The 21,608-nt window shown below is 42.7% G+C and carries 21 protein-coding genes; 12 read left to right on the forward strand and 9 right to left on the reverse strand.

What is annotated here, in order from left to right; translation table 11 throughout:
* Nucleotides 1-14: 14 nt before the first annotated feature.
* Nucleotides 15-1,238, reverse strand: a complete 1,224-nt coding sequence (locus I2432_RS06790) for an MFS transporter (RefSeq protein WP_206152446.1) — start codon at nucleotides 1,236-1,238, stop codon at nucleotides 15-17.
* A 358-nt stretch (nucleotides 1,239-1,596) separates the two neighbouring features.
* Here I2432_RS06790 and I2432_RS06795 point away from each other — a divergent pair, with 358 nt between their 5' ends.
* Nucleotides 1,597-3,081 carry a DUF1846 domain-containing protein gene (locus tag I2432_RS06795; RefSeq protein WP_012515894.1) on the forward strand — a complete coding sequence of 495 codons (1,485 nt, stop codon included), beginning with the start codon at nucleotides 1,597-1,599 and terminating at the stop codon, nucleotides 3,079-3,081.
* Between the two features lie 55 nt (nucleotides 3,082-3,136).
* Here I2432_RS06795 and I2432_RS06800 read toward each other — a convergent pair whose 3' ends face one another.
* The 3 genes from I2432_RS06800 to I2432_RS06810 all read right to left on the reverse strand — a co-directional run bounded on the left by I2432_RS06800 (nucleotide 3,137) and on the right by I2432_RS06810 (nucleotide 5,773).
* Nucleotides 3,137-3,541: a PaaI family thioesterase gene (locus tag I2432_RS06800; RefSeq protein ID WP_012515895.1), complete on the reverse strand. Its 405-nt coding sequence runs from the start codon at nucleotides 3,539-3,541 to the stop codon at nucleotides 3,137-3,139.
* 862 nt (nucleotides 3,542-4,403) lie between these two features.
* Nucleotides 4,404-4,913 (reverse strand): GNAT family N-acetyltransferase, encoded by a 510-nt coding sequence (locus tag I2432_RS06805; RefSeq protein WP_229297295.1) that lies wholly within the window; start codon nucleotides 4,911-4,913, stop codon nucleotides 4,404-4,406.
* 221 nt (nucleotides 4,914-5,134) lie between these two features.
* Nucleotides 5,135-5,773, reverse strand: a complete 639-nt coding sequence (locus I2432_RS06810) for an HAD family hydrolase (protein WP_043039118.1) — start codon at nucleotides 5,771-5,773, stop codon at nucleotides 5,135-5,137.
* A gap of 218 nt (nucleotides 5,774-5,991) precedes the next feature.
* On the opposite strand from I2432_RS06810, the gene I2432_RS06815 reads away from it, so the two are divergent.
* Nucleotides 5,992-6,363 (forward strand): hypothetical protein, encoded by a 372-nt coding sequence (locus I2432_RS06815; protein ID WP_043039119.1) that lies wholly within the window; start codon nucleotides 5,992-5,994, stop codon nucleotides 6,361-6,363.
* 176 nt (nucleotides 6,364-6,539) lie between these two features.
* Here I2432_RS06815 and hylB read toward each other — a convergent pair whose 3' ends face one another.
* The 5 genes from hylB to I2432_RS06840 are packed head-to-tail and all read right to left on the reverse strand — an operon-like array spanning nucleotide 6,540 to nucleotide 12,894.
* The gene (hylB, locus tag I2432_RS06820; RefSeq protein WP_043039120.1) at nucleotides 6,540-9,719 is read right to left on the reverse strand and encodes a hyaluronate lyase; all 3,180 of its coding nucleotides are present in this window, start codon (nucleotides 9,717-9,719) and stop codon (nucleotides 6,540-6,542) included.
* 39 nt (nucleotides 9,720-9,758) lie between these two features.
* Complete coding sequence (locus I2432_RS06825; RefSeq protein WP_012679782.1) at nucleotides 9,759-10,388, reverse strand: bifunctional 4-hydroxy-2-oxoglutarate aldolase/2-dehydro-3-deoxy-phosphogluconate aldolase; 630 nt, start codon at nucleotides 10,386-10,388, stop codon at nucleotides 9,759-9,761.
* A 1-nt stretch (nucleotide 10,389) separates the two neighbouring features.
* A complete protein-coding gene (locus I2432_RS06830) occupies nucleotides 10,390-11,391 on the reverse strand; it encodes a sugar kinase (RefSeq protein WP_043037035.1) in 1,002 nt (333 codons plus the stop codon).
* A 32-nt stretch (nucleotides 11,392-11,423) separates the two neighbouring features.
* Nucleotides 11,424-12,065: an RpiB/LacA/LacB family sugar-phosphate isomerase gene (locus tag I2432_RS06835; protein WP_206152444.1), complete on the reverse strand. Its 642-nt coding sequence runs from the start codon at nucleotides 12,063-12,065 to the stop codon at nucleotides 11,424-11,426.
* A gap of 34 nt (nucleotides 12,066-12,099) precedes the next feature.
* The gene (locus I2432_RS06840; protein WP_012679785.1) at nucleotides 12,100-12,894 is read right to left on the reverse strand and encodes a gluconate 5-dehydrogenase; all 795 of its coding nucleotides are present in this window, start codon (nucleotides 12,892-12,894) and stop codon (nucleotides 12,100-12,102) included.
* Nucleotides 12,895-13,202: 308 nt separating this feature from the next.
* Here I2432_RS06840 and I2432_RS06845 point away from each other — a divergent pair, with 308 nt between their 5' ends.
* The 10 genes from I2432_RS06845 to I2432_RS06890 all read left to right on the forward strand — a co-directional run bounded on the left by I2432_RS06845 (nucleotide 13,203) and on the right by I2432_RS06890 (nucleotide 21,497).
* Nucleotides 13,203-13,637, forward strand: coding sequence for a PTS sugar transporter subunit IIA (locus I2432_RS06845; RefSeq protein WP_043037041.1), 435 nt, complete (start codon nucleotides 13,203-13,205; stop codon nucleotides 13,635-13,637).
* Entirely contained in the window at nucleotides 13,637-14,836 is a 1,200-nt protein-coding gene (locus I2432_RS06850) for a glycoside hydrolase family 88 protein (RefSeq protein ID WP_043037044.1), read from the forward strand. The genes I2432_RS06845 and I2432_RS06850 overlap by 1 nt, the downstream gene beginning before the upstream one ends.
* A 45-nt stretch (nucleotides 14,837-14,881) precedes the next feature.
* Nucleotides 14,882-15,370 (forward strand): PTS sugar transporter subunit IIB, encoded by a 489-nt coding sequence (locus I2432_RS06855; RefSeq protein ID WP_014623120.1) that lies wholly within the window; start codon nucleotides 14,882-14,884, stop codon nucleotides 15,368-15,370.
* A gap of 14 nt (nucleotides 15,371-15,384) precedes the next feature.
* Nucleotides 15,385-16,164 (forward strand): PTS mannose/fructose/sorbose/N-acetylgalactosamine transporter subunit IIC, encoded by a 780-nt coding sequence (locus I2432_RS06860; RefSeq protein WP_012679789.1) that lies wholly within the window; start codon nucleotides 15,385-15,387, stop codon nucleotides 16,162-16,164.
* Nucleotides 16,151-16,972 (forward strand): PTS system mannose/fructose/sorbose family transporter subunit IID, encoded by an 822-nt coding sequence (locus I2432_RS06865; protein WP_014623122.1) that lies wholly within the window; start codon nucleotides 16,151-16,153, stop codon nucleotides 16,970-16,972. The genes I2432_RS06860 and I2432_RS06865 overlap by 14 nt, the downstream gene beginning before the upstream one ends.
* 399 nt (nucleotides 16,973-17,371) lie before the next feature.
* Nucleotides 17,372-18,373 carry a LacI family DNA-binding transcriptional regulator gene (locus tag I2432_RS06870; protein ID WP_043039121.1) on the forward strand — a complete coding sequence of 334 codons (1,002 nt, stop codon included), beginning with the start codon at nucleotides 17,372-17,374 and terminating at the stop codon, nucleotides 18,371-18,373.
* Nucleotides 18,374-18,962: 589 nt separating this feature from the next.
* Nucleotides 18,963-19,244, forward strand: a complete 282-nt coding sequence (locus I2432_RS06875; RefSeq protein ID WP_043039122.1) for a hypothetical protein — start codon at nucleotides 18,963-18,965, stop codon at nucleotides 19,242-19,244.
* Nucleotides 19,226-19,600: a hypothetical protein gene (locus I2432_RS06880; protein WP_249093152.1), complete on the forward strand. Its 375-nt coding sequence runs from the start codon at nucleotides 19,226-19,228 to the stop codon at nucleotides 19,598-19,600. Before I2432_RS06875 ends, I2432_RS06880 begins: the two co-directional genes overlap by 19 nt.
* Nucleotides 19,591-21,000 (forward strand): polymorphic toxin type 44 domain-containing protein, encoded by a 1,410-nt coding sequence (locus tag I2432_RS06885; protein ID WP_206158684.1) that lies wholly within the window; start codon nucleotides 19,591-19,593, stop codon nucleotides 20,998-21,000. The genes I2432_RS06880 and I2432_RS06885 overlap by 10 nt, the downstream gene beginning before the upstream one ends.
* Nucleotides 20,997-21,497 (forward strand): hypothetical protein, encoded by a 501-nt coding sequence (locus I2432_RS06890; protein WP_206152443.1) that lies wholly within the window; start codon nucleotides 20,997-20,999, stop codon nucleotides 21,495-21,497. The genes I2432_RS06885 and I2432_RS06890 overlap by 4 nt, the downstream gene beginning before the upstream one ends.
* The last annotated feature ends 111 nt before the right edge of the window (nucleotides 21,498-21,608 follow it).

Here is a 21,608-nt window from a genome sequence, read left to right on the forward strand (position 1 = left end):
TACACTTACCAGATCTATTTTGTCAGCGCTTGATATCGCTCTGCCTTCACATTTTTGATCGTCCATAGAGCCACAAAACTAATAAGGTACAACAGGGACAAAAAGAGCATAACCATTGACACCCCATAGGCGTCAAGAATACTGCCAATAATCACCGATGAAAAGCCGCCAACTGCGCGTCCGACATTGAGGATAAGATTGTTAGCTGTTGATCGAATGTGATGAGGATAAAGCCGCGTGATCATTGCACCGTAGCCTGCAAACATGCCATTAACGAAAAATCCGACAATAGCCCCTCCAATAAGCATGGTTGACATCGAATTGGCAAACTGAAACAGATAGACACAAACAGAAGACAAAAGCAAAAAGACAGAATAAACCAGTCTTGGTCCATAGGTGTCTAAAATATGACCAAAAGTCAGCATTCCAAGGCACATGCCCACAATGGTTGATACCATCCACAGAGACGAATCCTTAACAGAAATATGTAGACTAGCTTGGATAATGGTTGGCAGCCAATTCATCATACCAAAATAACCAGCAATCTGAACTGTCGTCATCACCATCAAAGCGAGAGTTTGTCCTGTCAAGGCTGGTGTCTTAAATAACTCACTGATCTTTACCGGCTGACTAACTTCCTCTAAGTCATTGACATGGTTATCAATAATCTTATCATCATCAATAGCAAGCATCATCCAAATGACTAGTAAAATCGGAGCTAGCCCAAAGAGAAAGAGACCACGCCAGCCAAGAGCAGGAGCTAGCCACCCCGCCAATAAAGCAGAAACAATTGATCCAACCTGACCTGCAATCCCATTTAGCGATGAGATACGTCCCATTTTCCCGGCAGGTACAAGCCCTGCCATAATCGCGATGGCAACACCATATTCACCACCAACCCCAATACCAGCAATAAAGCGCATGAGGTATAAAAATTCAATCGTCTTGGTAAAGTAAATCAAGCCTGTTGCCACTGAAAAAATAAGGATCGTCCATTTGAATACCTTAAATTTATGATGTCTATCAGCAAGCAGACCAAAGAGCAGGCCCCCAAAGAGCATTCCTAGATTAGTGATAGTAGCTATCCAGCCTCCTTGAGTACTACTCACTCCTAGATCAGAGATAATAGAGGACATCGAAAAGGCTAGAAACATAACGTTAAGATCATCTGTTCCTGAAGCGGCAATAGCAGCCCAAAGCGCACGCTTGTTGTTCTTGTCTAAAGACAATGCTGACATGATTATTCTCCTTTTAATAGTAGCTCACTGACTACCTTAATTAATTGAATACCCTTTAAGACCATCAAAAAAGACCTAGGCATCAGTCCATCAGTCGCATTCAGTCTACAGCAAAATAAGAGCAGGCTCACTCCTCTTTGTCTTGTCACTTTCATGCCTCACAGAACATCATTAAAGTGGTATTTAATTGTTCCTAGTATAAGCAAGTTAGTTACCATTGTCAAGTCATTTTTTATCGGTATTTAAATAGCGCTGCTTTTTGCCACCCTAGCTACTTAGAGGAAGAGACTAATTTTTAGACAAATCATTCACTTCTCACTATTTCTTTGCTATAATGCTTAGCAGAGGTGAAAAATAAATGAAAAACATTGCTTTTGATTCCAACAAATACCTAAGCTTACAAAGGAATCATATTCTAGAACGTATCAAGCAATTTGACGGCAAGCTCTACATGGAATTTGGCGGAAAAATGCTTGAGGATTTTCATGCGGCGCGTGTCTTGCCTGGCTATGAGCCTGACAACAAAATCAAGCTGCTAAAGGAGCTCAAGGATCAGGTTGAGATTGTCATCACCATCAATGCCAATAATATCGAACATTCTAAAACGCGTGGTGACTTAGGAATCTCCTACGATCAGGAAGTGCTCCGTTTAATTGATACCTTTAATGCCTTAGATATCTATGTTGGCTCAGTTGTGATCACGCAATACAACCATCAGGCAGCTGCGGACCATTTTCAAAAGCAATTAGCCAAAAACGGCATTACGTCTTATCGTCACTACCCAATCAAGGGCTATCCAACAGATATTAACCACATCATTTCTCCTGAGGGTATGGGGAGAAATGACTATATCAAGACTAGTCGTAACCTGATTGTTGTCACAGCTCCTGGTCCTGGCTCTGGAAAATTAGCGACCTGCATCTCACAGCTCTATCATGACCAACTAAATGGCATCACATCAGGCTATGCAAAGTTTGAAACATTTCCTGTTTGGAATCTTCCGCTCCACCACCCTGTAAACCTAGCCTATGAGGCTGCCACTGCTGATTTAGATGATGTGAACATGATTGATCCCTTTCATCTGGAGGCTTACGGGAAAACAGCAGTCAATTACAATCGTGATATTGAGGTCTTTCCAGTATTAAACAGGACATTTGAACGCATTTTAAGCCAATCCCCCTATGCATCTCCAACAGATATGGGGGTTAATATGGTCGGCTTTTCCATTGTTAATGAGGAGGCTGCTATTGAAGCCTCAAAGCAAGAAATCATTCGCCGTTACTATCAAACCTTGGTAGACTTCAAAGCAGAGCGCGTGACCGAAACTGCGGTTAAAAAGCTTGAGCTCCTGATGAATGACATCGGTGTCACTCCCAAGGATCGACAGGTGACTCTAATCGCTAGGCAAAAAGCAGAGCTAACTGGTCAGCCTGCCCTAGCCCTTCAGCTTCCAAATGGTCAGGTAGTCACCGGTAAAACATCTGATTTGTTTGGTCCGACCGCTGCTGTTATCATCAATGCTATCAAAACACTGGCCCACATTAGTAAGGAAACGCATCTCATTGAGCCAGAATATGTCAAGCCCATTCAAGGGCTCAAGATTAATCACCTAGGCAGTCACAACCCTAGGCTACACGCTAATGAAATCCTAATGGCGCTGGCTATCACAGCAATGAACAACAACCAAGCCGATCTAGCCATGAAAGAATTAGGAAATCTCAAGGGCAGCGAAGCGCATTCAACCGTTATCCTGACCAACGAGGACAAACATGCTCTCAGACAGCTCGGTATCAATGTGACCTTTGACCCTGTTTATCAGCACCATAAGCTCTATCGCAGCTAAAGCCAAACGTCCAGCTAAAATCAAGCTGGACGTTTTTTGATATGACTTGTATCAGCTAGTCAGAGGATCGTTTTTTACTTGTCACAAACATGGTCAGGCTAACCCTGGTTAATAGTCTATCATCTTGATTTTTGATAGTGACCTCAATCAGCTGTGTGGTCCGACCTCTATGCACCAGACTACCTTCTACGACTAAACGGTCTCCTAGATGACCAGGCTTAAGATAATTCACATTAGCTTGCAGAGTAACAGCCTCAAGACCTATTGATTTGGCCACCAAACCACCAACCTGATCACAAAGGGTAAACAAAAAGCCCCCATGTGCATTTCCATAATAGTTCAAGGCTGACGCATGGATCTCTGTTGATAACAGCACATGACCAGCCTCAAACACATCAATATGATAATGCTCAAAGACACTAATCGTATTTAGCTTTAAATCCTTTGGTATTTCTGTCATTATAGTCATCACTTTCTTATTAATATCACTTTAACGACCATTATACTATAAAGAAAGCCCTTAGCTCAACCTCGCCATAAGTTGTCTCACGCATACGCATAAAGAAAAGGATAAACATCGTCTTTATACATCAAGTAGATGTCTTCAAATTCCAATAACAGGTCCCCCTTCCAAAATGTCTGCTCACTTTTGTTGGACTACAATTTTGCTAAAAGGTTACAGCTGATGTCAATTTTTTGACATCACCCCTGCTAAAGACCTGCCTTATGAGTCGTTTGCACCTAGTTGAACTGACAGTCTTAACCCTTTTTGATCAAGGACAAATAGCCAGCTTCTTCAGAGCTTGGTGTCAGGAGCTCCTTCGCCATTAGAGGTCTTTACTAGTGTGATTTTTGCAAGGAAATGATTACAAGAGGCTGTGAGTAGATCCAATTATTCTAACCCCATCTGCACAACCAGCTGTAGCTACATCTCACCATTTGTTAAGGCTTACTCTATGGCCTCATTGACTAGCTGATCTTGAGCAAACAAAAAGCACACTAAAGGCAAATTAGCATGCTTTCAAAAAAATGCTAACCACAAGAAGTAAGCTAGAGGCTTTTTATGCTTTTGATCTTGGCACACAGATCCCTCTTACTTCCCTCATTTTCAACAGCTGTCCTGCTATCTCTTCAATGATATCTTGAGGGTACAAGCTCAGACAGAGAAGCTGTTTTTTAAACAAAGCCAGATCTCTTCTTTATAATACCTAGACTGTGGACTAAAAGACCACACCAGAAGCAAATACTAGAGCTGAAAGCTGCTCTCAACTCACACAGGACTTAATGCAAAACCATGACTATCACCTATGTCATACCAACGATTAATTAAGAATGTGATAAACCTGTAAACAAAGCCTTTTCTTTGAAGCTGTCTCACATTCCTGATAGGTCGATGTCACTACATTGAATTTCTCTACCAGCTTAATGCTGCCAGTATTTCTAATATCTACCTCATAATTGAAATAACGGTATTTGTCCTTCCCTTTTAAATAATCCACAATAGCTCTCAAGGCCTCATAGCCATAGCCTAGTCCCTGACTTGACGTTTTCAGCCATATGCCCAATTCTGGTGTATCACTATCAAGGCTAAAGACCTCCAAGCTTCCAATGAAGTCATTTGCTTTATTCAAAATGACTAGCTCTAGCATGTTTCCTTTTTTCATTTCTGCGATAAAGCTAGCTAGTGTCTCCTTAGCAGAAGCTATGTCCTTAAAGGGATCAGGCCACTGAAATGCTGTGATTTCCTCGGTAAATGCCTTGTGATAAGCCTCAAAATAGGTCTCATTCAACTCCTGTATGATCAATCTTTCTGTCAACAATTTAACTGCCATTAGCCCTCCTACCAATAAGCTCAATATTACTTACCATTTCACCGCTTATAACAGCACCAGACATAAAGCAGATCAAACGCTTCAGCTATCCTGCTGCCAAAACGAGAAAAACACCTATTTAGTCTCTATCATTCTAAGACAGATCATTCTATTGTAGCGATGATAAGCCACTTTAAAGCCTGCTATCCTTTCATTAATAATCGTTTGCCCTATCAGGAGCCTTACCTAAGCAGTTCACATAGCTGCTTGATGCTATCAATGCATTGGTCTGCCTGACCTTGATCAATGCCGTAACGCTTGTCCTTGATGGCCAGAACCTTCAAGCCAGCAGCCTTAGCTGCGGCAATTCCCTTTTGACTATCTTCGATAACGACAAGCTCTTCTTTAGCTAGTCCCAGAGCCTGCGCAGCCTTGTTATAAATCTCAGGATTAGGCTTACCAGCTGTGACGTCCTCACGCGCCAGTGTAAGGTCAAAATAAGCCTTGATATGACTGCTCTCTAAAGCTAACAAAATATCACAACGACTAGAGTTTGAGGCTAAAGCAAGCTTAAGTCCCTGCCCTTTAAGAGCTTTGAGGCAGGACTTGACCCCTTTAAACATAAGCTCTTGGTAAGGAGGCTTATGGCACAGCTTATAGTCCTCATAAGCCGCAGCAACATCTCTTGCCTCATTAGCAGTAACCTGCTCTGCCAAGACCTTGTCCCAAATCTGTTGAAGATTACCACCAATAAAATCCTTGGGGCTGAGGTGGTCAATCCTAATGCCCTTACTCGTCAAAAAGGCTTCACGACGTTTGAGATAAAAAGGCTCCGTATCAAATAAAACGCCGTCCATGTCAAATATTATTCCCTTAACCATTAGTGCCCTCCTTTTCCTTCTATTCTAGCATAGATCCTGCAAAAGTCTGCTTTCAAAGCAGGGAATAGATGTAAGAAAGCTTATTTTCAGATTTTTTACAGTCGCTATTCTTTCTGCTTTTTGGTATCATAGGCTATGGTATATTGGTCTTTCACAGCATTTGAATGCTAGACCTGACATGATTATTCTTGACTTTTATTTTAGAGAGGATTTTAGTAATGAAGCTAAGGCGCAAGACACGTTTGACAAAGATAGGAGCAGCTATGACAGTTAATATTGGAAAATCCCACAAGGTTAAGCTTTATCCGGGTGAGAGTATCGATATTGATCTCCCCGATGCTGAGGATTATTTGACCATCAAGCATAGCAGGCAAGCCAAGAAAATCGTAACCAATCAAGATCAGGTCACTATCACTGATAACCCAATCAACCTTATCCTGTTTTGGTCTGGTGTTGTGCTTGTCCTTGGAAGTCATCTCTTGCTTAGCTTTGATTCCAGCTGGCTTTATTGGCTAACCATTATTGGCCTTAGCAGCATTATCGCTAGCTACCTTGTTCCCCGGTTTAAATGGGTGGTCACTCAGTCCTGATCAGCTTGAGCCTAAGGACAAGCACAAGAAGCTTACTCAGATTAAAACAGTTCTTGCTCTGATACCCCGTACTTCTTGAGTGATAAGGCTAGATCTTTCTACTATCAGATAACATTCCCCCCTAAGCTCTTCAGCTCAGGGGGGGATTTTAGCTTATTACTAATGTGCTTGAATGGCTATGATAAGGCCTTAAAAGATAGCTGCTTAAAGTCATTTCCCACCTTTTGATAGAGGTATAAGCCTGATTTTTCAAGACTCAATTGACCATTAACCACCTCCTTAGCCTGATTGTATTTGACCACCGCCAACAGGCCTTGTTTCTTATCATGGATCAGCTGAAGCTTGCTGTCATTTTGCAGCACCTCAATACGTGCTTCGCTGCACACCTTGTCAAAGTCTGCTTTGCTGATATTTGGAAGTAGGGTGTAGGCATAGCTATCACTAGCCTGAGAATGAGCCTGACTGATTGTGATAAAGCTTTGGGAAATGAGGTCTTCATTTTTGCTATTTGTATTGATCTCAGACCAGCGGCCTGACTGCACCTTTCGCGACAGCGCTAATGATGTTGGCTTAGCAAAAAGGTAACCAATATTGGCCTGACCGTCTTTAGAAAGTAGTAAAAGACTGGTCACATCATCTCGATGCAGGACCTCTTCTGTTAGTGCTGTCTCCTGCCCATTGATAAAAAGAGTGTAGCTGTTGTCTGGGTTTTCTTTGCGTTGATCAATGGTAGTACTCACCGCTTGGTGTGTCTGACTAGTGATGGCAGTGCCAAGAAAAACAATTTGGTCATCTAAGATCGTCCAAGACTTCTTAGCAGTGACTGTCCTATCCCAATTTTGAAAATCCATAACAGCCAAGGCTGTTTTGTCTCCTGCCTTGATGGCTCCAACAAAGGACGATTGCTGGGTAGACATACCCGCTTTTTCTTTGGCCTTTTCTTTATAATCATTGGTCAGCTTTTTTAGATAAGCTACCGTCACGTCCTCTCGATGGACCTCTGCTTCTGTTGTTCCAGCCATCTTTAAGGGATTAACGGTTGGCCAAAAGCGGTCCGAGTAATGCCCCAGATCACTGTTATAAAGATAAAACATGCCATCTCCTGTATACCAGCCACGCGTATTTTCATTGTTCATGGCTTCAAAATTCAGAGTTTTGTTGGAATGAAGGGATAAAGCAAAGGCAAAATCCTTTTCAGCATTGTAGTAGGCCAATTTATCCATCTGGTTAAAAAGAGATAGATAACTCTTGACTGGACTGGCTTGGATTGCGGTATCCTCCAAGAGCTCCTTGAATAGCTTCATGTCATAGTAGCTTGATAGACTCTCTAAAATAGCCTCCTGATTGTGGAAGGCCAAAACAGCCTTGATCCTGATTTTAGCTTGCTCTGGCAATGCGTCAGCCAGTCTTAGCATTCCTCTTAGCGCTTCTAAGGCTGCCTGCCTTGAGGAGGCATTTTCACGACTGATGGAACGCCCACGATTCATATCCATGAGCTCCCCATGAACCATCAAGGGCAAGAATGCTTGCTCAATCCAATGGGTCATGGCCTCTAGCTTTTTCTGGTCTAAGCTAGCAGCCGATTGCTGAATTAATGGTACCAGTTGAGACAAGCCATCAATAAGGACATTTCCATAGGCTCCAGTGTAGGCGACATTGGTATGGTCAATATAAGAGCCATCTTCATAAAAGCCCTCACCCTTTGACCCCCTTGGCTGAAAAGCAAATAAGGTATCTAGGGCTGCTATACTGTCTTGAAGCGCTTTCTTATCATGCTTTAACAGAGCCTCAATAATCTTTATTCGTCCCATATCAACAAGGTTACCCCCAATAGCCTTAAAAGGATTCACAAGGGTTGAGCGAAATTGTCTAGGATTAGGAACAAAGTGAGAAATTCCTTTAGTATAGCGCTTGATCTCCTCTTGAGTGACATAAGGGTAAATGAAGGCTAGGGTATTGACAATAGCTCTTGGGGTACCAATTTCAAAATCCCACCAATTAGCCTTGCCTTCAATATCCTTTTGCGGATGATAGTAATTAAGTGTCAGCCAGGCTAATTTATCCTTGATCAGTCTTATCAGCTCCTTATCCTGATAATACCTAGAGGCTAGGCTACTCACCTGCTTGGCCATTTCCTCTAAACGCCTACAGGTAGCTGTCATATGAGACGATTGATGAAGATCCGCCAAATCACTCCAAAGGTATGTGCTTTTCTGATCCTTGGTCAGAACAGCTAGATTCTTGGTCACGCTGTCGTCCAGTTTTTGGTTTAATGCCACCATGGCTGGACTTGATCGGTCAAAGTTTTCAGCCCCCAAAATCACCTCACACCACTTTGTGATCAAGGAGGTTGTTTGAGGGTCTTCTGCTGCTAAAATCTCAACTGGTACCGTTACTACTCTTTGCCCCTCTTGATCCAATACCTCTAAAAGCGTTTTCCCCTGCGCCAAAGGAATTAAAAGACCATTTTCCACGCGCACAATGTTGCTGGACTCCGCTGCAATCTGATAATGATAGTCAGCCATTTCCATGAGGTAGTGCTTATTTAAAGGCAGGACGATTTGCTCCTCTAAGTAATGTGAAGCAATCTTGATGTCATCACTTGGCTTATCACCAGCCTCTCTCAAAGAAAGGTTATCAAAGACCACCTGTCCATGACCGGCCTCATAAAAGAGCTCTAGCTTGATTTGATTAACCTTTAGCTTAGGGATATAAAGCTTTTCTTGGTGTTTTTTCTCAGTTCCTGTTGCCATCGGAGAAAGCCACAAGCGTTGCTCTTTTGCAGCACCAGAACCTTGCTTTATTTCTTCAATGATACGCGCAAAAGCCTGACCTGTTTTATCCTTTGTCTCAATGTCAAAGGTCAGCAAATACTGCTTGTCTGGATTGATGGCAACGGTTTGGTGCACACAGCCTCTAAATCTCTGATTGCCATCGCTAGTCATTGTCAGCTTGTTATCAGAGACAGCAATTTTAGGACAGCCCTGACTCTTACTAGCGTCCTTATAATCCTTCCAATCATTTGCAGACTCCTTGCTCCAAAGGCTTGTACTTTGATGCTCTTGAGCAGGACTGGTCTGATCAAATTGAGGATTTTTAAGCAGGTTATCACCTGTGAGAATGAGCTGCTCCCCAAGACTGGATTCCGTAGCTACTGACGACGCGTCTTGAGTGTCTGGGGAGCTTTCTTGAGAAGCCTCCTCAGTTTTTAGTGGTGCTTTCTTTACCCTCTGAAGCTCCTTGGAAATGGCTTTTGCTGCTGTTTTTTCTTCTGCTAAGACTGTTGGTGCCCGAAATAAACAAGCTAGTATGATACTAGAGCAAACAGAAGATGATAGTTTTTTTCTTTGCTTCATCTGATACCTCCTTGCTTTTTTAATGTTTTATGACCGACTTTAACAGCTACTCATGTAATCTGCAGCCCTTGCTGTGATTGCCTGAAATTGACCCTGAGCTGCCAATTGATTAAATTCTCCTCCAACTCCCAGCACCTGAGCACCTGCGGCAAACCAGTCTGACACATTTGTGACAGTCACGCCACCTGTTACCATGACATCAACCTGCGGCAAAGGAGATTTGATTGCCTTAATAAAGGACATGCCAACTGTGGCACCTGGAAAGACCTTGACCATCTCTGCACCTGATTCCAAGGCAGTCACGACCTCCTCAATAGTCATACAGCCCGGAATATAAGCAATAGCATAGCGATGACATAGGCGGCTTGTCTGCCTGCTAAAGCTAGGAGACACAATAAATTGAGCACCCGCTAAAATAGCTAGCCTTGCTGTGACATCATCAAGAACCGTCCCAGCCCCGATCAGGATCTCTGGATCATTGCCAACTGCTTCACGCAGGCCTGCAATAACCTGACTGGCAAAGGGATTAGTATAGGCCACCTCAATGGTTTTGATCCCACCTTCAATACCTGCTAGGCTGCAAGCCATTGCTTCTTTTTTAGAAGCTCCCCGAACGACTAAGGCTAATTTATTGGCTTTTAGCCTTAACATGATTTCTGATTTTCTCATATTACCTTCTTACCTCTCGGTTTCCCCTCATCACCCTATCAACCTGATTAGCCGAAACAAAGAGCTGATCATCAGCGACTGTACACTTAAGACTAGCTGTCACAGCAGCAAAATCAAGCGCAGTAGCAATAGCCTGTCCTCTCATCAATTGATATAAGCAGCCTGCAACAAAAGCATCGCCACTGCCAACTCGTTGCAAAACAGGCGTTGATAGCTCAATGGAGCGATGGAGCTGCCCATCATAAGCATAGGCTAGGTAATGATTGACTCCTTGGTCATCGATGTGACGTTCTGTGTGAAAAATGGCTTTTAAGTGATATGTCTCATATAAGGCAGCCAAGCGCTCCTTGACAGCACCTTGATCTGCCTTGTCTCTATCAAACATGGCCTGATCAGCTTGATTACACATTAAAGGCTCCATACCAAAGATCAGGTCTGCATACTGTGCAAAATGAGAGAACAGCCTCTTTGCCTCCCTGACTGAAATCATTGAGCTGCGAAAATTCAAATCAAAGGAAACACAGACCTGCCGCTTCATTGCCTCAATAGCCAGCTGCTCAACCAGGTCCTGACTGACTTTTCCTAAAGCCAAGGTAATGCCACTAAAATGAAAATGAGTAACTGCCTCAAATAGTTTACCATAATCCAGGCCTTGTGGCCCCAGTAAACTAAAGCTAGAGGCAGAGCGATCATAAGCAACCTGACTAGGGCGGCAGCCAAAGCCATTTTCCAAATAATAAACACCAACCCGATCACCACACCATTGCACATGCTCTGTGGCAACACCGCTTTGCCTCAAAAAGGCCTCAAAGCTTCGGCCAACCTGATTATCAGGAAGGGCAGTCAGCAGGCTACTCTCTGCTCCAAAGCCACTAAGTGTTCTTGCAATATTAACCTCTGAGCCACCAAAATACAGCTGTGCTTGACAGGCATTTCCTAATGTCTGAAAATGACTGGGACTGATGCGAATCAGCGGCTCTCCCACCAATAATACCTTGGTCATAGGGGTATCCTTTCTATAGCTGCAGATAAGACTTATTGTTGAAGGATTTCTCTTAGGTAGTCGACAAGGTCTGATGGCTCAGCATTTACAAAGAAATAATGCTGGAAGTGCTCTCCAGAAATGGTTTCCTTCAAGAAATCTTGGTCAATCTCCTTTAACACCTCCAACAAGGGACGATAAGTCATAGCCTTCAATTCGCCCAAGATTCTAGCGTTACGTTGCTCTGGAATGGCTCTCTCTTTGGGATAGCCACCCCCCATCGGCTCAGCAAATAAGCGCTCAAACATCAGGGTCAAGTTAAGCTCTGCCCCCCAACCAAAGCCCTTGGCAAATGGAATAGACAAGGCATTGCCACCATTAATCTGAGCAAAAAGGTAGGCTTCTGTTGGCTCGCTGGCAAGACCACAGGTCACACCTGGAAAGCTATTTAAGGCCAGCATAGCTCCCACACCAGTCCCACAGCCCGTTACAACAAAATCAGCTGCCTTGGTGGTCAACAAAATAGAAGCTAACAGCCCGTTTTGCACATAGGTCAGCTGACTTTCGCCCTCCTTACCATACATGCCATAATTAAAGACCTCATAGCCATACTTATCAGTAACGGAGACTAAGGCCTCATAAATAACATTGTTTTTAGCTGCTTGACTGTTTTCATTAATTAATGCAATTTTCATCTTCTATAATCTCCTTTGATGCTTTTTTGTTTCTTTACGGTTGTTTGCCAATGTAAGCTAAAATGCCTCCATCAACATAAAGGATATGCCCATTGACAAAATTACTCGCCTCACTAGCCAAAAAAATAGCTGGACCAGCCAGATCTGCTGGAGTTCCCCAACGCGCTGCCGGAGTCTTAGCAATAATAAACTGGTCAAAGGGGTGACGACTGCCATCAGCCTGACGCTCTCTTAAAGGTGCTGTCTGAGGCGTTGCAATATAGCCAGGCCCAATGCCATTGCACTGGATATTGGCTTCTCCAAATTCTGAGGCGATGTTTTTGGTTAACATCTTAAGACCACCCTTAGCTGCTGCATAAGCACTAACCGTTTCACGACCAAGCTCACTCATCATCGAACAGATATTGATGATTTTCCCATGCCCTTTTTTAATCATTGATGGCAGAACTGCCTTTGAAACAATAAATGGCGCATTTAGGTCTATATCTACCACCTGACGAAAATCCTTAGCCGTCATCTCAAGCATCGGTGTCCGTTTAATGATACCTGCATTATTCACAAGAATATCAATAATACCAACCTCTTTTTCAATCTGAGCCACCATCTCTTGAATCCCTACTTCATCAGTGACATCACAAACATAGCCATGAGCTTTAATGCCAAACTCTCGATAAGCTGCTAATCCTTGATCCACTAAATCCTGCTTGATGTCATTAAAGACGATCTTTGCTCCAGCCATGGCATAGGCCTTAGCAATCTCAAAGCCAATCCCATACGAGGCTCCCGTTATCAAGGCAATTTTGCCCTCTAAAGAAAAGAAATGTTCCATTGTTTTACCTCTCAATCTCAACATTTAAGTAAACCTGTTTACCAAAACTATAGCAAGACTAATCCATTTTGTCAATCATTTTAGTAAAAACACAAAAAAAAGCTAAAGTCTTTCTTATTGTCATTATTGAGGAAGGCTTCTTAGCTATATTTTTCTTGCTCTTACTCGCTTTACTTCCTATAAGGATCCCAAAAATTAGGCCATATTGATCGCTTATTTTGATAAAATAACAAAAAAGTGTTGACAAACATTTTTGAAAGCGCTACAATGTTTCTGAGTAAACCGGTAAACTAAAAAGGAGCTTATTCATGATTTCTATTATTGTTATTGGTCATGGGCATTTTGCAAGTGGTATCGTCTCGTCCTTAGAATTAATTGCAGGTAAGCAAGAAGGCATAACTGCTATTGATTTTACTGCTGAGATGACTGCTGCTGATGTGCATGAACACTTATCAGCAGTCTTACAGCCAAAGGCTCAGGCACTTGTGCTTTGTGACTTACTAGGCGGCACCCCCTTTAAGGTAGCTGCTACCTTGATGGAGGAGCTTTCTGAGACCACACTTGATGTCCTGTCTGGACTCAATCTAGCCATGCTAATAGAAGCAGTCTTTGCCAGGCAAGAGCAGCTAGATCTAGAACAAACTGTCGCTAAGCTATTAACCACAGCTAAGGAAGGGATCAGTAATTGGAAGTCCCTCTCTAGTGAAGCTGATGAAGCAGACCTTGATGAAGGAGGGATTTAATGACCAGACAGATCAAAGAGGTTAGCCTTGAGCCTCTCATGCAAGCAGAAGCCTACAGCCAGCAGCCATGTCTAACAAAAGCTGATATTGAGGCAGCTATTTTGTTAGCCCTCAAGCAAATCCGACTAAACATGGACTATTTTGGTACTGATTTCCCGACACCAGCCACCAAGGACAATCATTACTCAATTATGGATAATACCGAGTGGACCAATGGCTTTTGGACCGGCTGCCTATGGTTGGCCTACGAATACACTGGTGATGACGCCATTAGGTCACTAGCACAGGCAAATGACCTGTCCTTCTTAGAACGCGTCACCAAAAGCATTGAGCTTGACCATCATGATTTAGGATTTCTTTATTCACCCTCTTGCATGGCTGAGTGGAAACTTTTAAAAACACCTGAAGCTAGACAGGCAGCCTTAAAGGCAGCAGATAAATTGATTGAGCGCTATCAGGAAAAAGGCGGCTTTATTCAAGCCTGGGGACAACTCGGGAAAGCAGAAGATTACCGCTTAATTATTGATTGTCTTTTAAATATCCAGCTACTCTTTTTTGCCAGTCAAGAAACAGGAGATGACAGGTATCGTCAAATGGCTATCAATCACTTTTATGCCTCAGCCAACAACGTGATTCGTGATGACGCTTCTGCTTACCATACCTTCTACTTTGACCCTGAAACAGGTGATCCAATCAAAGGAGTTACACGCCAAGGTTACAGTGATGACTCCGCCTGGGCCAGAGGACAAGCTTGGGGAATCTATGGAATTCCCTTGACCTATCGCTTCTTGAAGGATCCACAGCTAATGGCCTTATTTAAAGGAATGACGCACTATTTCCTCAATCGCTTGCCCAAGGATCAGGTATCCTATTGGGATTTGATCTTTGAAGATAGCAGTGGTCAGTCTAAGGACAGCTCCGCAACTGCTATTGCTGTTTGTGGTATTCACGAGATGTTAAAACATTTACCAGAGAATGATCCTGACAAGAAAGCTTATCAAGCTGCCATGCACTGTATGCTCAGATCATTAATTGATAGCTATGCCAACAAGGACATCAAGCCTGGTGCTCCACTTTTACGTCATGGCGTTTACTCTTGGCACTCTGGCAAGGGCGTTGATGAAGGAAATATCTGGGGAGATTACTACTATTTAGAGGCCCTGCTGCGCTTTTACAAGGACTGGACCCCTTATTGGTAGGCTGATAGCATTTAGCCTACAAAGACTATTGTTAAAGGAGATATTATGACACCACCAAACATTATCATGACCAGAGTTGATGAGCGTTTGATTCATGGTCAAGGCCAGCTATGGATCAAATTTTTAAATTGCAACACTGTCATTGTGGCTAATGATGCCGTTGCTGAAGACAAAATCCAACAGTCTCTGATGAAAACTGTCGTTCCATCAAGCATTGCCATGCGCTTTTTTTCCATTCAAAAGGTGATTGACGTGATTCACAAAGCAAGCCCTGCTCAGACAATCTTTATTGTTGTTAAGGATTTAGAAGACATCAAGCGCTTGGTTGAAGGAGGGGTGCCCATTAAAGAGGTCAATCTTGGAAACATTCATAAAACAGACGATAAAATCGCCATTACCCAATTCATTTCGCTAGGCGACAAGGACAAGGCTATTATTCGGACATTGACTCACGATCATCATATTGTCTTTAACACTAAAACAACTCCAGCTGGCAATGGTGCCTCTGAGGTTAATATTTTGGATTATATTTAAGAAAGGAAATTGATATGGATATCAATTTGTTACAAGCACTTTTAATCGGTCTTTGGACAGCCTTTTGTTTCAGCGGAATGTTACTTGGTATCTACACCAATCGCTGTATCATTCTGTCTTTTGGTGTCGGCATTATCTTGGGGGACTTGCCAACAGCACTTAGCATGGGAGCTATATCTGAATTAGCTTATATGGGATTTGGTGTCGGTGCTGGTGGTACTGTGCCACCCAACCCAATCGGACCTGGTATCTTTGGCACCTTGATGGCTATTACCAGTGCTGGTAAAGTTACTCCGGAAGCTGCCTTAGCTCTTTCGACACCAATTGCCGTTGCTATTCAATTTCTTCAAACCTTTACCTATACAGCTTTTGCTGGTGCTCCTGAAACAGCTAAAAAACAGCTTCAAAAAGGGAATATTAAAGGCTTTACATTTGCTGCCAATGGTACCATCTGGGCTTTTGCTGTGATTGGCTTAGGACTTGGTTTATTAGGCGCCTTGTCAATGGATACTTTACTTCATTTGGTTGATTATATCCCACCTGTCCTCCTAAATGGATTAACCGTTGCTGGTAAAATGCTTCCTGCTATCGGTTTTGCTATGATTCTATCTGTTATGGCTAAAAAAGAGCTGATTCCTTTTGTCTTAATTGGTTATGTCTGTGCAGCTTACCTGCAAATTCCAACCATCGGTATTGCCATCATAGGCATTATCTTCGCCCTAAATGAATACTACAACAAACCAAAGCATGCAACAACAGCTGAACAAGGAGGTCAACAAGATGACTGGATCTAATAAGCTCACAAAGCGTGATTATCTGAAAACTGCTCTTAGAGCCTTTTTCCTGCAAAATGGCTTTAACTATAGCAATTATCAAGGAATAGGCTATGCCAATGTCGTTTACCCAGCCCTAAAAAAGCATTTTGGCAATGACAAAACAGGCCTTTACAAAGCACTAGAGGACAATTGTGCATTTTACAATACAAACCCTCATTTCCTACCTTTTATCACCAGCCTACACCTGGTCATGCTAGAAAATAATCGGCCTGAAGAAGAAACCCGCAATATCAAGATGGCACTCATGGGACCTCTGGCAGGTATCGGGGATTCCCTTTCGCAATTTTGTTTAGCACCACTCTTTTCGACCATTGCTGCTTCCTTAGCAAGTGACGGCCTGATTTTGGGGCCAATTCTCTTTTTCCTAGCCATGAATATTATTCTAACAGCTATTAAAATTGGCTCTGGACTCTATGGCTACAAGGTGGGGACAAGCTTTATTGATAAATTAAGCGAACAAATGGCAATTGTATCTCGCATGGCAAATATTGTCGGAGTTACAGTGATTGCTGGTCTAGCTGCTACTTCTGTTAAGATATCTGTTCCCATCACATTTGCAGCAGGCAAGGTCGACGCTGCAAATGCAGCCCAAAAATTTGTGACCATTCAGGGAATGCTGGATAAGATTGCACCAGCTCTTCTGCCAGCCCTCTTCACTCTCTTGATGTATTACCTCATTAAAACGAAAAAATGGACAACCTATAAATTAGTTATTCTAACAGTTATTATTGGTATTGTTGGCAGCTGGTTAGGTGTGTTAGCCTAGCAGTCTTAGAGATTCTGTTAATCAGTATTGGAGGGTCTCCATTAGTGATGAGCAGGTCTCTTTTCTATTGGGCAAAGCTAAGCATTGACACCATCAACTCTCGTAGCCTCAGTCAGATCTTTTGCCCTGCAGAGCCTTTAAGCACAAGCCTTTACTGCTAGCTGTGAGGAAGGCGTCCTCCTTCTACTGGCTTCTGGCACAATTAATCCTTTATATCTCTACAAGCACATGATTTAGCGGCTGATTGCGCGCCAATCTTACAGAAGGTCGCAACTTAAGAAAGAGTAGGATCATTTTTGACCTCTTCAAAGGTCATATTCTTGGACTGAAATATTAAAACAATTACCATTCCATATGTTATAATAAAACTACTAATGATGACAAAAAGGGGTCTATGCAATGCAGCGCAAAGTAACGATCAATGATATTGCTGACTTAGCTAACACTTCAAAAACAACTGTTTCTTTCTACCTCAACGGTCGATTTGATAAAATGTCTCAGGAGACAAAAAGCCGGATTAAGGAGGCTATTGAAGCCACCAACTACAAGCCTAGCATTGCAGCTCGCAGTCTCAATGCCAAGGCTACCAAATTGATCGGTGTGGTTATCGGTGACATTACCAATAGCTTTTCCAACCAGATTGTCAAAGGTATTGAAAGCAAGGCACAAGAATTTGGGTATCAAATTATCATCGGCAACAGCAACTATGATCCTTCACGTGAGGACGAATTGATTGAAAAAATGCTTAATCTAGGTGTAGATGGTTTTATCATTCAACCAACCTCCAACTTTAGAAAGTATTCACGCATCATCGAAGTGAAAAAAAAGCACATGGTTTTCTTTGACAGTCAGCTCTATGAGCATCGCACAAACTGGGTCAAAACCAACAATTATGACGCTGTTTATGACACTATTCAGCAATGCATCACCAAAGGCTATCAAAGCTTTATCATGGTGACTGGCAATCCTAATTTGCTGAGCACACGAATTGAGCGTGCTTCTGGTTTTATTGATGTTTTAGAGGCTAATCAGCTTCAATACCATCAAATGATCATTGATGAAAACCAAACCAGCTCTCAAGAAATTGCTCAGTTTCTACAAGACGCATTTGACAAAAATCGTCACAATCTGGTATTTGTCCCAAACTGCTGGGCTCTGCCTAAGGTTTTTACTGCCATGAAAGCACTAAAGGTGTCATTGCCAGAAACTGGTCTAGTTGGCTTTGATAACATCGAATGGACTCGCCTATCATCACCAAGCATTACCACTATTATCCAGCCTGCTTACGAAGAAGGGGAGCAAGCAACCAGCATTTTGATTGATGATATCGAAGGGCATAGCAAGGAAGCCAAGCAACAAATTTTTGATTGTCAGGTTAATTGGCAAGAATCAACCTTCTAACAGGATTTTTTCGCCTTCTAGACCTTAAAAAATCAGCCATTCTAATAACGATGACAAAGCAACACGAGGCTTAACGCTTGTTTGCTAGCATAAGAAAAAACGCAGCATCAGCCTGAACTACCCGGTTGATGAAACAATAAACCATTAAGCAACGGTCTTATTCCTCATACCAAGAGGAGCAAGGCCGTTTTGACGTTTTTGACAATGGTCGTTATTATAAACGTAACGATAGTGTATCACTGACAGGCTCTTCAAAAAAGCTGTCCTCCTTAGGTCATACGAGGCCTTCTTTTACAAGCGACTGCTACTTCTTCACTACTAGTGTGATCTTTTAGCCAATTTCTGAGAACATCATCAGTAAAATCTCGCACCTGCCAATAATGGCAAGCAAGCTTTTTTGACCAGCAAGTTAATCCTGTATCACTTGTGACTTCAACTCTTAACTGTTTGTCCTTTCAAGTCTACTATAAGAGGAATGAATTCCCAAAAAAATTCGGTCAGTTGCTCTTATTTAGGTAAGAGCTGCAAGCACAATGGCTACTATCCTGTGATATAATGAAAGACACAATGGTTATAAAGGAGAGATTGTATGAGTGATACCATCACATCAAGCCCTGTGGCTGCCTCTGCCGCTATTAGCGAATTGGTAGGTGTAGATACCAGTAGGGTTCACCAACAGTCCGTTGCATTTAGTGTGACCAGCGGTATTGCAGGAATGGAAAAGGGACGTCAGGTCTCTAATCAACTGCTGCAGGCTGTTAGCGACTTTAGTCAGGCAGTCCTTATTCAGGCCAATAAATTTCCTCAGCTTGCGGCCAAACTAGAGAAAAGAGACCTAGAGGAAGCAAAAAGATGGGGGAATCAGTCATGATCAAGGAAGAATCTGAAGACAAATTTCTTGCCCTAACCCAACAGATCAACCAGCTGGAGTGGCTAGAGGAGGATCTTTTGTCGATGAAACGACGACATGAACAAGCAGTCTCGGAGCTCCAAGCAGACTGTCGGCACCTCTCTTTTGCCCTTGAGTCCCTATTGAACCATATGCCTGAGGACTATGCTGGAAAGTACGCAGAGCAAGAGGCCAATGACCATTTGATCAGACAAATGGATCGCTATGTTGATGAGCATCTGGATCACGTGTCAACCTATACGATGGGGGTTCGTCGTAGACTAGAGAGGGACAAAGAAGAGCTTATCGGTGAAAGGAGCCGTTTACGATGGGAGTAACCTACAGTGCAGCAGAGTCAAAGGCCTTGATTCAGGCCGTGACAAACAATATCCAAATAGCCAATGAGATAACGGACAGGTTATCAAGTGGTTGCGACCATCTCATTGCTAGTCTGGATTCGGGAGAGCTACAGGGAGCAGCTTACACAGCAGGTAGGGGACTTTTTACAGCGATCATCATTCCCTCTATCAAAAAGTTACAAGCAGCGATTGATGCTATCCAGGTGGAGTTGACCACCTATCAAAGGGCAGATGCTCAGATTTCCAGATACGGAACCCTGGATCGTGATCAATTAACCGAGCTGAAGAGGCTAAGAGAACGGCAAGTGCAAGTGATCCAAGCACAGATTGATGAAAACGAATCGTTTATGAAGCAGATTAGTAGTCTTTTAACCGGAGACTATGGCACCCTTTGGTCTGATACCTCTACACTATACCATGCCAAAAACCAGCTGGAAATAGGGATTCGAGAGGTTACGACCAAATTGGAAAGCCTTGAATGGTTTCTAACTCAAACCTCAGACTGCTTTAGGGACAGCTTAGTTATTTTGCAGTTAGCCATTCAGGGCGCAACACAGCTCAGTCAGGTCTTCATGAGCAGCGACGGCAGCTACTCGACTGCCGGCCTAGATATGAGCTGGGTGGCTAGCCTGAGGAATCAAGAGATTAGCCCTGTCAATGCCTCAAAGTACACTCAAAACCATTATCACAACATACTGACTCAGACCATTAAAGCCATCAAAAGCAGCTCTGAAAGGCCGCTACAAAAATCAGAGCGACTTGTAGCTGCCTATGAGGATTACCTCTATTTTCTCAATAAGCCAGCCTTTGATGACTATTGGAAGGTGAGAAGTAATTATGATGGAGAGTGGAAGCCTGATAAGGAAGGAAGTTATGCAGAGAAAATTGAGCGACTTCTAGGGCTAAAATTACAATCGTCGGGCATTGATTTTCGTTTGATTATCAACAAGATGGGAGATGATATCTTATCGGTTAATGTTAATGCTCCCTACCTTTCACAGGTAGCTGGAAGTCAATTAAGTGCTATAATACTTGACAACAAGCAATTTTATGATCTTGTCAATACGGGTCAGCCCTTGGATTTGAAGTCAAGAATCTATCATGGCCATAACTATTCTGTCTGGTCAAGACAGTGGGAATCAGAATTGCCAGGCGACTACGCTGGGAACTACCTCTATGGTTATGTTGGTACAGGCTTTTTAGATGCTTCAGGGACTTATTTAAAAACGGCAGCCGGGATTGCCCAGGTCTTTTCTGATAAGGATATACCAAAGTGGTTTGAGAATTTATCATCAGGTCACTATGGAGACAATGAGGGTGATACTCAAATGATCCAAGCCGGTATAGATGGTTATATGGAAAGGAAGAAGTCAAAATGAAGCGAAAAATCCTGTTATTAATGATGTTGCTGGTAGGTGTTTTCATCTTCTCAAAACGCTATGAGCTTTACTATTTCTTTCAGGGAAAGAAATATCTAAGGCCAAATGAGAGTATAGAGCTTGCGGTGAGACCAAAGTATGAACAAATAGAATATTCCTCTGATCTATACCTAGAAAGCGACGAAAAAGTGCTACTGAAGCTAGAAGGTCGTGATACATGGCACGAAAATTGTGGTTGGACATATAAGAATATGGGAGATATAGGATATCGGTATTCTATAACAGAGCGTGTTATTAAAAAATACGACTCCAATACAGATAATGGCATAATCGTAGCCACTGGACACAAGGGAGCTACTATTGATGGAGATGGCCTCATCGTTCCCTTGAAGGGGAAGAGAAAATACGGTATTACAGAAGACCATGATTATACTATCACCATTACCAACCTGTCCGATCAGCCGGTTGCTTTTAGAGCAATAGTAGCAGATAGGTAATATGTGCGCATGAACTGCTTCAGGTTTGCCTGCTACTAATCTTAGATTTTTGTTAGGCATAGAAAAGCTCCCCTTATAGCTTCTAGTGATGGTTTGTTGGGGCACTGTTTG

The organism is Streptococcus equi subsp. zooepidemicus, assembly GCF_015689395.1.
In the GTDB taxonomy this organism is placed as follows: Bacteria; Bacillota; Bacilli; order Lactobacillales; family Streptococcaceae; genus Streptococcus; species Streptococcus equi.